Annotated in this window: 14 protein-coding genes; 6 read left to right on the forward strand and 8 right to left on the reverse strand. The window is 47.5% G+C overall.

Going from position 1 to position 14,084, the window contains the following annotated elements; all coding sequences use genetic code 11:
* Positions 1-172: 172 nt before the first annotated feature.
* On the forward strand, positions 173-835 hold the full coding sequence (locus ACXAH1_RS13965) for a hypothetical protein (RefSeq protein WP_475197488.1): 663 nt from the start codon (positions 173-175) through the stop codon (positions 833-835).
* A 69-nt stretch (positions 836-904) separates the two neighbouring features.
* Here ACXAH1_RS13965 and metG read toward each other — a convergent pair whose 3' ends face one another.
* Complete coding sequence (metG, locus tag ACXAH1_RS13970) at positions 905-2,941, reverse strand: methionine--tRNA ligase (RefSeq protein WP_475197490.1); 2,037 nt, start codon at positions 2,939-2,941, stop codon at positions 905-907.
* Positions 2,942-3,181: 240 nt separating this feature from the next.
* Between metG and ACXAH1_RS13975 the strand changes: the two genes are divergently transcribed.
* The 3 genes from ACXAH1_RS13975 (at position 3,182) to ACXAH1_RS13985 (ending at position 7,653) form a co-directional block, all read left to right on the forward strand.
* Entirely contained in the window at positions 3,182-4,264 is a 1,083-nt protein-coding gene (locus tag ACXAH1_RS13975; protein ID WP_475197491.1) for an Mrp/NBP35 family ATP-binding protein, read from the forward strand.
* 3 nt (positions 4,265-4,267) lie between these two features.
* The gene (gene dcd, locus ACXAH1_RS13980) at positions 4,268-4,855 is read left to right on the forward strand and encodes a dCTP deaminase (protein ID WP_138551343.1); all 588 of its coding nucleotides are present in this window, start codon (positions 4,268-4,270) and stop codon (positions 4,853-4,855) included.
* 287 nt (positions 4,856-5,142) lie between these two features.
* On the forward strand, positions 5,143-7,653 hold the full coding sequence (locus ACXAH1_RS13985) for a putative bifunctional diguanylate cyclase/phosphodiesterase (protein WP_475197494.1): 2,511 nt from the start codon (positions 5,143-5,145) through the stop codon (positions 7,651-7,653).
* On the opposite strand, the gene ACXAH1_RS13990 is transcribed toward ACXAH1_RS13985, so the two are convergent.
* Entirely contained in the window at positions 7,604-8,401 is a 798-nt protein-coding gene (locus ACXAH1_RS13990; RefSeq protein WP_475197631.1) for a CLCA_X family protein, read from the reverse strand. The two genes, ACXAH1_RS13985 and ACXAH1_RS13990, sit on opposite strands and share 50 nt — an antisense overlap.
* Before the next feature lie 19 nt (positions 8,402-8,420).
* On the reverse strand, positions 8,421-9,029 hold the full coding sequence (locus ACXAH1_RS13995; protein ID WP_475197496.1) for a tRNA-uridine aminocarboxypropyltransferase: 609 nt from the start codon (positions 9,027-9,029) through the stop codon (positions 8,421-8,423).
* Positions 9,030-9,156: 127 nt separating this feature from the next.
* Here ACXAH1_RS13995 and ACXAH1_RS14000 point away from each other — a divergent pair, with 127 nt between their 5' ends.
* Positions 9,157-9,501: an Hpt domain-containing protein gene (locus tag ACXAH1_RS14000; RefSeq protein WP_138551339.1), complete on the forward strand. Its 345-nt coding sequence runs from the start codon at positions 9,157-9,159 to the stop codon at positions 9,499-9,501.
* Between the two features lie 199 nt (positions 9,502-9,700).
* The gene (locus ACXAH1_RS14005) at positions 9,701-10,918 is read left to right on the forward strand and encodes a pyridoxal phosphate-dependent aminotransferase (RefSeq protein ID WP_475197497.1); all 1,218 of its coding nucleotides are present in this window, start codon (positions 9,701-9,703) and stop codon (positions 10,916-10,918) included.
* 16 nt (positions 10,919-10,934) lie between these two features.
* On the opposite strand, the gene ACXAH1_RS14010 is transcribed toward ACXAH1_RS14005, so the two are convergent.
* The 5 genes from ACXAH1_RS14010 to ACXAH1_RS14030 are packed head-to-tail and all read right to left on the reverse strand — an operon-like array spanning position 10,935 to position 13,981.
* Positions 10,935-11,615: a M15 family metallopeptidase gene (locus tag ACXAH1_RS14010; protein WP_475197499.1), complete on the reverse strand. Its 681-nt coding sequence runs from the start codon at positions 11,613-11,615 to the stop codon at positions 10,935-10,937.
* Complete coding sequence (gene dapE, locus ACXAH1_RS14015; RefSeq protein WP_475197500.1) at positions 11,612-12,751, reverse strand: succinyl-diaminopimelate desuccinylase; 1,140 nt, start codon at positions 12,749-12,751, stop codon at positions 11,612-11,614. Before dapE ends, ACXAH1_RS14010 begins: the two co-directional genes overlap by 4 nt.
* Complete coding sequence (locus ACXAH1_RS14020; RefSeq protein ID WP_054016830.1) at positions 12,748-13,098, reverse strand: ArsC family reductase; 351 nt, start codon at positions 13,096-13,098, stop codon at positions 12,748-12,750. Before ACXAH1_RS14020 ends, dapE begins: the two co-directional genes overlap by 4 nt.
* On the reverse strand, positions 13,095-13,601 hold the full coding sequence (locus tag ACXAH1_RS14025) for a PTS glucose transporter subunit IIA (protein ID WP_475197501.1): 507 nt from the start codon (positions 13,599-13,601) through the stop codon (positions 13,095-13,097). The genes ACXAH1_RS14020 and ACXAH1_RS14025 overlap by 4 nt, the downstream gene beginning before the upstream one ends.
* Positions 13,601-13,981: an ACT domain-containing protein gene (locus ACXAH1_RS14030; RefSeq protein WP_138546801.1), complete on the reverse strand. Its 381-nt coding sequence runs from the start codon at positions 13,979-13,981 to the stop codon at positions 13,601-13,603. The genes ACXAH1_RS14025 and ACXAH1_RS14030 overlap by 1 nt, the downstream gene beginning before the upstream one ends.
* Positions 13,982-14,084: the final 103 nt, after the last annotated feature.

Consider the following 14,084-nt stretch of genomic DNA (forward strand, 5'->3'; position numbering starts at 1 on the left):
CTCGCCGAACGCTTTGTCGTGCAAAGTCGAGCTATAGCTCGGTCTTTGCGCAAGGTGAAATGAGCCATTTTAGCTGTATTTAAATTGGTGGCATCGCTCAAAGTTCCACTTCGAGGAAAACCTGTTAGACTATTGAAAATTAAAATTAAAACGACTTTTTGAGATCAGGGATATGTTGAATACAAGACTAACAATTAATACCAAGCTAATTAGGAGTGGCATTGCTCTTATTTTTATCCTTTTTATTGGTGCATGTTCAACCACTAAAAGTATTAAGAAAGACTATATGCTAAGTAATAGTGAAAACAAGGGCGTGTTTTTGACCTCCATTAGTTACAGAGGAGGATATTCTGGATATTCCGTTCAATTTAGAGGCCTGTTTTCGACTAAACAAAAGTCTATTCAGTTTGGCGAAGGAATGGCACTCATACCTATACCACCGAAGGGAGATTACAGTCACCTTGGAAGAAAAGGAGAGCTGTTTGCAGTTGAGGTGCCGGCTGGAGAGTATTACATTGTAGGCTGGATGGTATTCAGCGGATATGCGTCAGTCAGCCCTGCTAAACCTATTTCGATTCATTTCAAAGTTGAACCGGGTAAAGCTACATACATTGGTAATTTTGACTTTATCCAGACGGATAGTTTTGGGCTAACAGTAACGGGAGTTAAAGTGAATTACTCGGACCAATCGGTGATAGATTTCGAGGTGTTATCCGGTAAATACCCAAATATCAAAAAGCAGGATATCATTATGGGAATTGAGCCTTCTTCATCTAGAAATGGATTAGGGGGTGACAACAACACGTCCTGGGATATACCAATTGTTATAATGTAAGCCTAAATAACCGAAACAAAAACGGGCCTGATGGCCCGTTTATTCAATCTAGTTTAATAGCAGCACAGATCACATCACGCGCATACCTGGCTGTGAGCCTTCGTCTGGATTGAGGATATAGATTTCTTTACCGCCAGGGCCAGCAGCCAGCACCATACCTTCTGACATACCAAAGCGCATTTTACGAGGCTTCAGATTGGCAACCATGACTGTCAGTTTGCCGATCAGATCTTCCGGAGCATAGGCCGATTTGATACCGGCAAAGACCTGGCGGGTCTCTCCACCTAAGTCCAGTGTCAACTTCAGGAGCTTGTCTGCGCCTTCAACGTGCTCTGCATTAGCAATTTTAGCCACACGCAGGTCAACTTTAGCAAAATCATCGAACTCGATTTCGTCAGCAATCGGCTCTTTAGCCAAAGGGCTGTCAGCTGCAGGTTTTGCACTTTGCCCGCCGACTTTTTTCTCCAGGCTTTCTTTTGACGCGTCTACCATTGCATTGACTTTGTCCAGTTCAACACGTTGCATCAGGGCTTTAAACTTGTTGATTTCATGGTCGATAAGCGCCGTTTCCAGGCCTTCCCAGCTCAATTCAGTGTTCAAGAAGGTTTCTACATTCTTTGCCATACCAGGCAGGATAGGCTTAAGGTAAGTCAACAATACACGGAACAGGTTCAGACCCATTGAGCATACCTGGTGTGCACGTTCCAGTGTGTCTTCATTCTTAGCAAGTACCCAGGGGGCTTCCGCGTCGATGAACTGGTTAGCCTTGTCGGCAAGTGTCATGATCTCACGCACAGCACGGCTGTATTCGCGGTTTTCATAGTGACCGGCAATGCTGTCTTTGGCAGCCACAAAGCTGCTCAACAGTGCTTCATCCATCACCGTATTGCTTAGCTTACCGCCGAACTTTTTAGTAATGAAGCCCGCACAGCGGCTGGCGATATTGACAACCTTACCGACCAGATCTGAGTTCACGCGTTGCGCGAAATCTTCCAGATTTAGATCCAGGTCTGTTACACCGCTGTTCAGTTTAGCAGCATAATAGTAACGCAGATATTCAGGGTCCAAATGTTCCAGGTAAGTACGTGCTTTAACGAAAGTCCCCTTAGACTTAGACATTTTCGCGCCGTTTACAGTGACAAAACCGTGCGCAAATACATTATTTGGCTTTCTGAAGTTAGCGCCGTCGAGCATTGCTGGCCAGAACAGACTGTGGAAGTAGATGATGTCTTTACCAATGAAATGATATAGCTCGGCATCAGACCCCTCAGCCCAGAACTCGTCAAAGTTCAGGCCCTGTTTGTCACAGAGGTTTTTGAAGCTGGCCATGTAACCAATAGGTGCATCCAGCCATACGTAAAAGTATTTTCCTGGTGCGCCCGGGATTTCAAAGCCAAAGTAAGGTGCATCACGACTGATATCCCACTGTTGCAGACCATCTGCAAACCATTCATCCAGTTTATTGGCCATCTCAGCTTGCAAACTGCCAGAGCGAAGCCAGGTTTTTAGCATGTCTTCAAAAGCAGGCAAGTCAAAGAAAAAGTGTTCAGAATCTTTGAGAACAGGTGTTGCCCCAGACATTGCTGACTTTGGTTCAATCAGCTCGGTTGGGCTGTACGTTGCGCCACAGGCGTCACAGCTGTCTCCGTTTTGTTCTTCGGCTTTACAGTTTGGGCAAGTACCGGTAACAAATCGATCGGGCAGGAAAATACTTTTTTCAGGGTCAAACAGTTGAGAGATGGTACGCTTCTTAATGTGCCCTTTGTCATTCAGGCGAGTATAAATCAACTCACTCAGCTCACGGTTCTCGTCACTGTGGGTGCTGTGATAGTTGTCAAACTCAATATTAAAGTCGGCAAAGTCACGCTGTCTTTCAATGCTAACTTGCTGAACCATTTCTTCTGGCGTGATGCCCTGTTTTTGGGCGTTCAGCATTATAGGTGTGCCGTGAGCGTCATCTGCACAGACATAATAGGCCTCATGGCCTTGCTGCTTCTGGAAACGAGCCCAGATGTCGGTTTGAATGTACTCCAACAGATGACCCAGGTGAGTCGGTCCGTTAGCATAAGGCAGTGCACTTGTTATGAGAATTTTTCTCTTTGTCATAGTTATTCCGTGAAAATAGAGCGGCTCAGTTTGGCTCTGTAGATCTGGCGCCTGGCATCATGCACGGTGCTTATCGATACAGAGAGCAAAAACTTCGGCCCGGTCAGCCAGTCTGTTGTGATAAAAGACTGACCAGAACGGCTGGGGAAATCCCAGCAGACGCGAATTTGACTGGTTTTAATGAAGTGAATGTTACATAATTCCTGCGCCCATTTCATCACCTCAAGGCGTTTTATTTGTATGTTTGGTATTGAAAAACTATTTACCAGGAAGGACCCCATAAAAGAACAGATTAAAACTCATCTGCAACACTATCGTAGCGCGATTTTTCCTATGGGCATTGATACACAGTGGATTGCGGATATTTCACCCGATAAAGCGGAAAAAGTGTCCTGGCAAGTTACACTCACATTGCCTTTTGCCGCATCAGGGCAGGGAGCTGTGCTCTCTTCTCACCTGAGTGAATCTTTGAATGCGGATGTCCGCGTGAAATGCCAAAGTGAAATCGCCGGTGTGGCTCAGTTCAAACAAATTAAACACATTGTTTTGGTCGCATCAGGAAAAGGCGGCGTTGGCAAATCGACCACGGCCGTAAATCTGGCAGCAGGACTTGCTTCTCAAGGGGCACAGGTGGGCATTCTGGATGCGGATATTTATGGTCCCTCCATCCCTTCTTTGCTGGGGTTGAGTGGGCAACAGCCAGAGGCACTGGACGAAAATACGCTAAAACCATTTGAAAAAGATGGCATAAAAGCCATGTCCATTGGTTTTTTAGTGGCTGAGGACGATGCGACGGTCTGGCGTGGTCCAATGGCATCACAGGCATTAACTCAATTGTTAAATGAAACGGCCTGGGGAGAGTTGGATTATCTGGTTGTCGATATGCCACCTGGTACAGGTGATATCCAATTGACGATGACCCAAAAAGTACCCGCCAGCGGTGCAATTGTGGTGACAACGCCTCAGGACCTGGCATTGGCAGATGCGCAAAAGGGCATTGCAATGTTCAATAAAGTCAACCTGCCTATTATTGGCCTGGTAGAAAATATGAGTTATTTTTCATGCCAGCATTGTGATGGCAAAAACGCCATTTTTGGCAGTGAAGGGGGCGCTAAACTGGCCGCGCGTCATGGTGTTCCGCTGCTTGCAGAAATACCACTGGATACCGGGATCCGAGAAAACTCAGAGCTCGGCGCCAATATCACAGCTCAATCACTGCCGATCAAAGACCATTATATTTATTGTGCTCAGCTGGTAAGCAGCATGTTGTATTTACAATCACAATCGACTCAAGGGGTCGAAATTCTAATAACGGATGACTAAGTAATGAGACTCTCTGACAGAGATATAAAAGAAGCTATCAAAAACCAACACATTCAAATTGAGCCAACGCCGGCCGATGAGATGATCTCAGGAGTGACCGTTGATTTGCGTCTGGGCAATAAATTTCGTGTGTTTCAGGATCACGCTGCACCCTATGTTGATCTGAGCGGGCCCAAAGAGCAGATCAACGCAGCGATGGAATCCATTATGAGTGATGAAATTGTACTCGAAGATGGCCAGGCTTTTTTCCTGCATCCAGGTGAACTGGCTTTGGCTATGACTTATGAATCTGTGACCTTACCTGCTGATCTTGTCGGTTGGCTTGATGGTCGCTCATCTTTGGCTAGATTAGGCTTAATGGTGCACGTAACCGCACATCGTATCGATCCGGGCTGGTCAGGAAACATTGTTCTGGAGTTTTATAACTCTGGTAAATTGCCTCTGGCATTGCGACCTAAGATGAAGATTGGCGCACTGAGTTTTGAAACCCTGAGTAGCCCGGCAGAGGCACCTTACAACATGCGCAAAGATGCCAAATATAAAGGTCAAAATAGCGCGATTGCCAGTCGGATAAGTGACGATAATCGTTGATAACTAAATAAATATTTTTCATATCGGATAGTGTGTGATTGAGCATTGCGCGTGTCACACACGACCTGACCCAGCCCCCACCAGCCGGTGCTAGTTGCGGAATTTTTATATTGGCACTGGCAATTCAAACTTCAGCTTCCATACTTAACATTAATGCTACAAGGTAATGTGAAAAGCAGCACGTGTCTGCCGAGTTGATTGCAAATACCTGAAGCCAGCTAAACCGGGCTTAGCCTCAGCAGGCCTGTTAATTGAACGAACTCTGCCACTTGCTCAAGGAGGTTGGGATGTGGTTAAGCGTGATACGCGTAATAGCCGTTTTGTTGACTGCCATGGCTGTTCTGATGTTGGATAGCGCAGCGCAATCCAATGAGCCCTCAGAGGGCTCGTTGGCACCGATGTCACTTAGAGTATACAGCGATGCGACCAATCAACTTGGACTTGCAGAAATTCGTCAGATGGCCGAGAGTATGACCTCGGCTGGACAGAGTATTCGGCTGCAGCGGGGTATAGCGACCTGGGTAAGGATTGATATACCTGCAAACCCAAACAATGAACAGGTCATCTACACCCAGCCTGTACAGGGTGTACTCAAGTTTTATCTGGAGCGCTCAGGAAAGCTGATTCAATACACGCTGATAGCGCCAACTAAAGAGCTTGTATCGTCTGCACAGTCGGTATTGCCCCACGTAAAAGTACCCAGAGGTATGCAATCTGCACAGCTTTATATACAGGCTCAGGGGGCTTACCCACAATGGTTATCAATGGTAGCAGTACACGAAGCTGAATTTGTGCAGTTGCTTAGTCGCAAGGTATTTTTGTTTGGTGTTGAAACGGGCAGCATCTATTTTGTTGCCTTGTTTCTTATGCTCATGGCCGTGTCTCAATTCCGTCCCGGGTTATTGGCTCTGGGGGGATACGTATTACTGGTCGCGGTTATCAGCGGCGCGGAAAGTGGCGTGAATATGTTATTATTCCCCACGACTATCAGTAGCGCTATGGCAACTTATAGCAGTCAGCTGTTTTTGCTTTGCCTTGCCTGCGTGCTGTGTTTTTTCCACTACTTTGCGGTGGAGAAAAGATTAAACGAACAGCATAGGTATTATTTGTGGCGGCTGTTATGGTGCTTGTTACTGGTGGTCTGTATCAGTGCGCCATTACATACTGGCTATCAACTGCTGTTCCAGGTGATGGCCGGATTGGTTGTCACGGCTTATGTATCTTATTTACTTTGTATGCAACCTTCACAGTATCAACATGAAGCACGCATATTAGCCATTGCTTTTCTGCCCGCACTGGCGTTGCTGGTGATTCTGATGTTGGGGCAACTGGGTGTGCTTGCATTGTCTCATTACTTTTTAGTCAATCATTCCTTACTGACTGGCCATATATTGTTGCTGGCCTATTACGTTTACTGGCACGAACGGCAAAAGAAGCTGCTGTTACTTAAGTATGCAAACCATGACAAAGAAACCGGGCTGCCCAACCGTCACATGCTGCAAAAAGCGCTGGACGGGTTGCAAAGTACTCATCAGCATCACACATTAGTGATGTTTCGGCCTAAAGTGTTGAGCGTAATCCGGTTAAATATGGGGTGGGATTATGCAGCGATACAGTTGAAGTCGTTGCTAAAAAAAGTCCAAATCCAACTCGACACTTATGGTCGAGTGACGGTTGCCGCAGAGCCTAACAGTCGCACAGAGATATATCGGCTGGATGATACGCTGTTTGCCATTGTCTTACGTGGTAAGTTGGAGTTGAGTCAGGTTGAGCAGTATGCATGCTTGTTGGCGTCCATTTTTGAAGAAGGGGTCAGTTTTAAGGGGGAATTGTTGGTTGATCAGTTGGAAATTGGTGTTGCCAGCAACCCCGTCCATGCTCAAACGACAGAGGCTTTGATGCAACGCGCATTACAGGCGATATCGACACGCCCCCTCGGGACACAAAAGTGGCAATTATTCGATCATAACGACTCTTTGTATCTGGAGCGGCGAATCAAAGTCGCCTCTTCATTAAAATATGCCGTAGCACAGAACCAGTTTTCTCTCTATTTTCAGCCTCAGGTTAAGCTGCAACAGGGTGAAGTGTTTGGGGCTGAAGTCTTGCTACGTTGGCATCACCCAGAGCTAGGTGTGATCCCACCAGATGAGTTTATTCCTATTGCTGAATCGTCGGGCATGATCCCCGAAATCACAGACTGGGTAGTTGAGCAGGCGTTGATTGCACAAGCAGAGCTGTGTTGTGTTTATCCGCAGCATGTCCTGTCACTGAATGTCTCCGGAAAAGACATTGGCAGAAAGGATCTTGCCGTGCAATTGATCACTTTGATCAGCCAGCTGAACCTGGCTCCTTCACAGCTGATGCTGGAAATTACAGAATCTGTCACTTTGGCAAATGAGGTTGACCTTAACGAAATCATAGATGGCTTCAAAAGGCTGGGTGTCAAAATGGCCATTGACGATTTTGGCACGGGTTATTCATCGCTGGCATACTTAAGCCAGTTGGGGGTTGACGAAATCAAAATTGACAAGAGTTTCGTCATGAACATAGCCTGCTCGGCGACCAACCAGACGATTTGTAAGGCTACCTGTGATATGGCACATAACCTGGGCTCTCAAGTTGTTGCTGAGGGGGTTGAGAGTGTGCAAAGCTATCAGATGCTGCAAGCTTTTGGCTGTGATATTGGTCAGGGGTTTTACATTTCCCGACCCCTCCCGTTTGCAGAGTACCGCAGCTGGTTGACGGAATTTATTGCATTTGACGATATAACGCAGCACCTAGCATCCGAAAGTAACTAGAGGTGGCAAGGCATGTTTCAGCCGCAATGGTTTCGTCTGGAAAGCCTCCTTGACGTGCCAGTTCAGAGCCAAGCACATCGTCTACCAAAAAGGCATTGCGGATATGAGTATCATTGGCTATGACCCATTCAAAAGCCCGAGCTGTTAACTCTTGTGGTCGTGCGTAGTATTGGGTGCCGCGTGCTTTGTCTAGTAACGCAGCATGCTTAAAGTAGTCGCTGGGCTCTAGGCCGTGGCTATCCAACAGCAGGAGACGAAATAGCGCATCAAGCTGCTGATTAAGCGGGTGTGACAGATTCGGCGTATGAGTAAGCCAAAGTGCCGATGCAAAGTCATGTGCGCTTACTTTGTCGAACATATGCTTAGCAATATAGTGATCAAACGCGTGCCACCATTCATGCGCCAGCGCGCCGCCACCGGCGTTTTTCGCCAGCGCCAGCGTCCGCTGACTGCTGTCGTAATGCGCCTGAACGCCAGCCTGCCCACCGCTGCCAAATGCGAGATTTAATGTACCTCGCAGACCAATTGCGACAGGGGGAATTGACAAAATCTGGGTCAGATCGGCCAGAGCATCGTAAACTAGGTTAGCGGCAATATGTTGTTCTTGTTTGTCGACCCAGGCGCCTAATGTTATAGTTTTAAAGCCAAAGGTTGTCTTAATTTCGTCAAAACTGGCTTGATCGCCGAAGCGATAATCTGGTCCACGACGGTAAAAGCGGCGCTTCAAACGATTACGAGAGGTATTCATCGAGCGATTATTCGGCCGGTTATTCGTCACGCAAATACCGTTGCTTGACATGAGCTGGCATGAACCGGGTTTGTTGCTCTATCATCCCTGCCAAAGCGTAATACAAAGGCTCAGGTGAAATTGCTTCATACAAGTGCAAAAAGTGGGCTGTCGCCTCAAGTGTTGACAGGCTAAATGCCTGTTCGGCTTTGCGAATGTGATACTGATTTTTTGGCAAGTCGGCGAATGAGACATGAGGAAGGCTCATCAACCAAGGGTTGAGCATAAGCATTTTGTGGACTTTTTTCCAGGTTCCATCCAAAACCACTAAGGTTTCTATGGCTGGCAGAGTTTCTTTTTCCGCGGGCGCTGGCAGTGTTGTGGCACGTTCAGAAGGGTAGAGCAGCGCACATTGGCTTGAGCAAAGCTGCTCGCGCACTTGCGCGAAATCTGTTTCAGATTCACCAATGACGAGCTCAAGGTTACTCAGCTGCAATGATAATAAGCGAACCGTATTCTTAGCTACTTTGACTTCACTGGGGTGTTGTAACACCAGTATCTTACAGTGATTTTTGAGAGGCTTGCCCAGGAACTTGCAGACGCAGGTCTGCTCAGGGAAGTGGCAGTGATTGCAAAGTGTTCGTTTCATCGCATTATTTTACTGTTTTTTCTGCTGTAGATCATATCATAGTTTGCAGTTTAGGGCCCTCTTAGCTAGCATTAACCTTAAGAGAGGCTGTTGGTGGGTTTGTTAGCCAGATAGTGAAAGGACTAATATGAACGTAATAATAGATGAAGCTTGCCTGGATACGATGCAGTCCCTGTTAGGTGAGCAATTTTCAGATACCTTAGTGTTTTGCATCAGTGAATTCGAACGATTAGAGCGTGAAGTCAGAGAGTCACTACCTGTTGATCTTGAAGCTGCTACACGTAACGCACATAGCTTAAAATCCAACGCTGCGCAGTTTGGAGCAATGAGTCTATCTGATAGTGCTCGTGAAGTAGAAATGCTGCTTTTGCAGGGGGATGTGAACTCGGCCAAAGAGGCACTTGGCAGTTTGTCACAGCAAGTTATTGGCTCTACTACTAAGCTACAACAGTGGTTGATGGCTAACGCATAAGCGTAGCAAGTATCTGCATCTCAAAAACTGACAGCTCAAGGGCGTAATTGAGCTGTTTTCTCTTTGTTATCTCCCCCTGAACAAGTGGCTGCGAGCACGGTTCGCTCGTCGTCCTATTCCCCTTTTAAAACTCTGTGCTGAATGTGCTTTTCTTCCTGTCAGCAGGGCGCTATTCTAGGAGCCTGAATGGGGAGAAACAATGATAAAAATTACTAAAAGCAGCAAACTCAATGGGGTATGCTACGACATTCGCGGGCCCGTATTGTCACAGGCAAAAAAAATGGAAGACGAGGGCACTAAAGTCCTCAAACTGAACATCGGCAATCCGGCTGCGTTTGGGTTTGATATGCCCGAAGATATGCACCGTGACATCATTCGCAATTTGTCAGATGCTCAGGGTTATTGTGATTCCAAAGGGCTGTATTCCGCCCGGGTTGCAGTTTATCAGCACTACCAGCAGAAAAGCCTGCCAAACATCAGTGTCGACAACATATTCATCGGCAATGGGGTGAGTGAGCTTATCCAGATGGTAACTCAGGCACTGTTAAACGACGGCGATGAGGTACTGATACCTGCACCTGATTATCCTTTGTGGACTGCGTCTGTAAAGCTGTCGGGCGGTAAACCCGTGCACTATTTGTGTGATGAAGCCGCCGACTGGTTTCCTGATTTGGCTGATATCAGAGCCAAAATCACACCTAAAACACGCGCTCTGGTATTGATCAATCCAAACAATCCAACTGGTGCTGTCTATAGTAAAGCGCTTCTTGAGGGGCTTATTGATATTGCCAGAGAGCATAACCTGTTGCTGCTCAGCGATGAAATCTATGAAAAAATCCTCTACGACGGAGCCGTGCACTGGTCAATTGCATCTTTGTGTGATGATTTACCTGTGATCACCTTCAATGGGTTGGCGAAGACTTATCGGGCAGCCGGTTTACGGATGGGCTGGATGGTACTGAGTGGAAAAGTGTCAGCGATGAAGGACTTGATAGATGGTCTCAATATGCTGGCATCGATGCGTTTGTGTGCCAATGTGCCCGCACAATTTGCGATCCAACAGGCACTCGGAGGAGTACAGTCGATAGACGCATTGATCCAACCAGGCGGGCGTTTGTATGAGCAGCGTCAGATTGCGTGGCAAGGGTTGAATGATATTCAGGGAGTGTCCTGTGTTAAGCCTATGGGTGCTCTGTATGCTTTCGCTAAAATAGATACGCAACATTTCAATGTGAAAAATGATGAACGAATGATGCTTGATTTGTTGCGTGAGGAGAAGATATTGCTGGTACATGGCAGGGCATTTAACTGGCCTCAGCCAGATCATTTCCGGTTGGTGTTCTTACCACATATGGATGAGCTAGAGCCCGCCATGGGCAGGATGCAGCGATTCTTTACACATTATCGCCAGCAATAGCGGCCCCGACACTGAGCTATTCACAAATGTTGTCGATGTACTGGGTGTATAGCGTCGGCAACATCTCCAAAATGGTGGGTCTGGCTGCAACTTCATGACTGCGGATCACTGTTGCCAGTGTCTCCACACTTAACGCCTCCATCATACCTGCAGCGCTCAGCCTGTGACTGATGTGCCACGGCTCGGCAGCAACGCCACCCTGATAACGCTGATAGGGCCGAAAGAAACCGAATTCAGCCAGATGTTCGCTCATCCAGCCATTAAATTCAGCAAATGGTCCACCCTGTTCATACTCCCAGGGCTCCAGCTGCAACTTTTGATCTGCGGGCAGGCAATTGCTGGCGTACACATCCAGATCGGTACCGAAGTGGTGGCGGCTGGCACCGGGGAGAGCGGAGTAGAGCATAATGGCGTGTACACGGGCTTGTGGTGTCAACAAAGACAGGTCGACCGGCTCATTTTGACTGTTTAACACAGGGCGCAACCCCTGAGCCTTGTTATTCCAGATCAGGCACTGCCGATGAAAGTCGCGATGAGCCGAAGCAATACAAAACGTAAATCCGGCTTGCTTTGCTGCTTCATTCAGTGCCAACAGATCACGTTGGATGGCACTGTGAATGAACACATTGGCATACGAGATCAGGTGGCTGGTGGACAGGCCACATGCCTGAGACGCAAGTGTGCTGAGGTGGTTCATGTGAGCAGCTTTTCCAGGATCAGCTCATAGATTTCAGCAAGCTGGTCGAGTGACTTCACACTCACACGCTCGTTAACCTGATGAATGGTTGCATTGACAGGGCCCAGTTCGATGACTTTACAGCCGGTTTGCGCAATAAATCGCCCATCGGAAGTACCACCCGTTGTTTCCGGGTTTGCATCAATGCCGGTCACCATTTTAATGGCATCCAGTGTGACATTTAACAGTGGACCCGGCTCGGTTAAAAAGGGCAGGCCATTCAGTGTCCAGTGAAGTTCATAGTCCAGATCATGCTTGTCGAGTATCTCACACACTCGGGCCTTGAGCTGCTCTGCTGTCACTTCTGTACTGAAGCGAAAATTAAACTGTACATCCAGGCTGCCGGGGATCACATTACCGGCGCCGGTGCCACCGTGGATGTTTGAGATTTGGAAGCTGGTGGCCGGGAAAAACGCGTTTCCCTGATCCCATTGTATGGTGCTGAGCTCAGTCAGCGCCGGTGTAGCCTGGTGGATTGGGTTTTTGGCAAGGTGAGGGTAGGCAACATGACCTTGCACGCCCTTGATGGTGAGGTGTCCGGTCAGTGAGCCTCGGCGTCCGTTTTTAACCACGTCACCCAATTGTTCTCTGGACGACGGCTCGCCAACCAGGCACATGTCTATTTTTTCGTTTCTGGCTTCGAGCAAATCAACCACTTTAGTCGTGCCATTAATAAATGGACCCTCTTCATCTGAGGTGATCAAAAAACTGATCGACCCGTTATGATCAGGAAAACGCGCGACAAAACGCTCTGTCGCCACCACCATAGCCGCCAGTGAACCTTTCATATCGGCGGCACCACGGCCATGCAACATACCGTCGTGTATCTCTCCTGAAAACGGTGGATAACGCCAGTCTCGCTCATTACCTACAGGTACAACATCGGTGTGCCCTGCAAAGCAAAAATGCGGCCCCTGTGTGCCTTTACGTGCCCAGGTATTGAGCGTATCAACAAAAAAGTGCTCTTCGACTTTAAATCCCAGTGCACTGAGACGCTCGTTGATCATGGCCTGACACCCGGCGTCCTCTGGGGTCACAGAAGGGCGCTGGATTAGGGCTTTCGCAAGCGCGACTACCTCACTGTGTGTCTCACTCATAGCGAGAAAATGTCCTGATATTGTGGTGCTTTAAAGCCAAGGTGATACTGGCCAGCGTGAAGCAGAATAGGGCGCTTGATCATCGCAGGTGCTGCCAGCATATGTTTTTGGGCACTATCTGCATCAAGGTTTTGCTTGTCCTCATCACTGAGAGCACGATAAGTGGTGCCACGTTTATTGAGTACATTTTCCCAGCCCAGTGCGTCAACAAACTCTGCCAGCATCTGCGCGTCCAGACCGTCTTTGCGATAATCATGAAAGGTATAGCTGATGTCGTTTTGTTCAAGGAATTTTTTGGCTTTTTTAATGGTATCGCAGTTGCTGATACCGTACATAATGGTAGTCATAAATTACATGCCCTGGCTAATGTGATTAGCGGATCTTTGCCCGCAGTGACTTGATTTAAAGGATAATAACATGGTCCCAGCTTGTCTGCATTGAGCAGTATTAAAGTGCCCAGAATGTCGACATCGCTCGGTACATCGAAATAACACAAAATATCACCCATCGTGACCCGTTTTTTGCCATAGCTGTGTTGAATAAGGTGCTCTGTTTTTCGATATTCTATCGGCAGCAACAGGTGCAGGAGTATCAGCAAACCAGTCTTTGTCCTGAGTATAAACTCGCAGCCCTGTTGACTGATTTTTTCAACTTTTGCCGGGCAGGGGGCTAACATCATCGCTGAGTTGAGTTTGACACATACGCCCGGACCCAGCATACCGCTGGCAAATAAAGGCTCTGGGTGATGACTGAGTGGATGTACTTTGCCGGTAAAGGGACTAGCAATGTGCATGATCGGATTGGCAATTTGCGCAATGGGCGCATAATTAATCTGCTGTGATAAATGCATCAGACAAACAGGTATCCGTCTTTTTTGAGTGCTTTAATGGCGTCAGGAAGTTGTGCTTCTTTGACCAAAATATAATCTGTGTCGTAGGTCGAAATCGAAAAAATAGAGACATTGGCGCTGGCCAAAACGCCTGAAATGTTGGCCATGATACCGGTCAGAGAAAAACCCAGCGGACCAATGACTTCCAGTGCTCGCCAATTTGGTTCAGTTGCAAAGCTGTCAAATTGGAGTGTGCTTGGACAAACAATGGAAAGCTCTTCGGAGGTTTTTGCTATGAAGAATATTTCCGCGGACATCACCTCTGCGGGCACAGCCTGCTCACTATCCAGACTATGGATGGTAAAATTGTGTGGCAATACCTGCAATGTTTGCTTCGACATATCCGAGTCCTGACACCTGTGACTCTTTCATAGTATAGCCAAGCATGGCCAAAAGAAACCTTTTTCCGTTGACTACACACCTTGTTAAGTTGTAATTCGGAAA

The organism is Pseudoalteromonas sp. AWH4_217, from assembly GCF_056161105.1.

Bases quoted from the DNA above. Each gene is read 5' to 3' on its own strand.
- ACXAH1_RS13965 (WP_475197488.1), top strand. From the start codon at position 173: ATGTTGAATACAAGACTAACAATTAATACCAAGCTAATTAGGAGTGGC.
- metG (WP_475197490.1), bottom strand. From the start codon at position 2,941: ATGACAAAGAGAAAAATTCTCATAACAAGTGCACTGCCTTATGCTAAC.
- ACXAH1_RS13975 (WP_475197491.1), top strand. From the start codon at position 3,182: ATGTTTGGTATTGAAAAACTATTTACCAGGAAGGACCCCATAAAAGAA.
- dcd (WP_138551343.1), top strand. From the start codon at position 4,268: ATGAGACTCTCTGACAGAGATATAAAAGAAGCTATCAAAAACCAACAC.
- ACXAH1_RS13985 (WP_475197494.1), top strand. From the start codon at position 5,143: ATGTGGTTAAGCGTGATACGCGTAATAGCCGTTTTGTTGACTGCCATG.
- ACXAH1_RS13990 (WP_475197631.1), bottom strand. From the start codon at position 8,401: ATGAATACCTCTCGTAATCGTTTGAAGCGCCGCTTTTACCGTCGTGGA.
- ACXAH1_RS13995 (WP_475197496.1), bottom strand. From the start codon at position 9,029: ATGAAACGAACACTTTGCAATCACTGCCACTTCCCTGAGCAGACCTGC.
- ACXAH1_RS14000 (WP_138551339.1), top strand. From the start codon at position 9,157: ATGAACGTAATAATAGATGAAGCTTGCCTGGATACGATGCAGTCCCTG.
- ACXAH1_RS14005 (WP_475197497.1), top strand. From the start codon at position 9,701: ATGATAAAAATTACTAAAAGCAGCAAACTCAATGGGGTATGCTACGAC.
- ACXAH1_RS14010 (WP_475197499.1), bottom strand. From the start codon at position 11,615: ATGAACCACCTCAGCACACTTGCGTCTCAGGCATGTGGCCTGTCCACC.
- dapE (WP_475197500.1), bottom strand. From the start codon at position 12,751: ATGAGTGAGACACACAGTGAGGTAGTCGCGCTTGCGAAAGCCCTAATC.
- ACXAH1_RS14020 (WP_054016830.1), bottom strand. From the start codon at position 13,098: ATGACTACCATTATGTACGGTATCAGCAACTGCGATACCATTAAAAAA.
- ACXAH1_RS14025 (WP_475197501.1), bottom strand. From the start codon at position 13,601: ATGCATTTATCACAGCAGATTAATTATGCGCCCATTGCGCAAATTGCC.
- ACXAH1_RS14030 (WP_138546801.1), bottom strand. From the start codon at position 13,981: ATGTCGAAGCAAACATTGCAGGTATTGCCACACAATTTTACCATCCAT.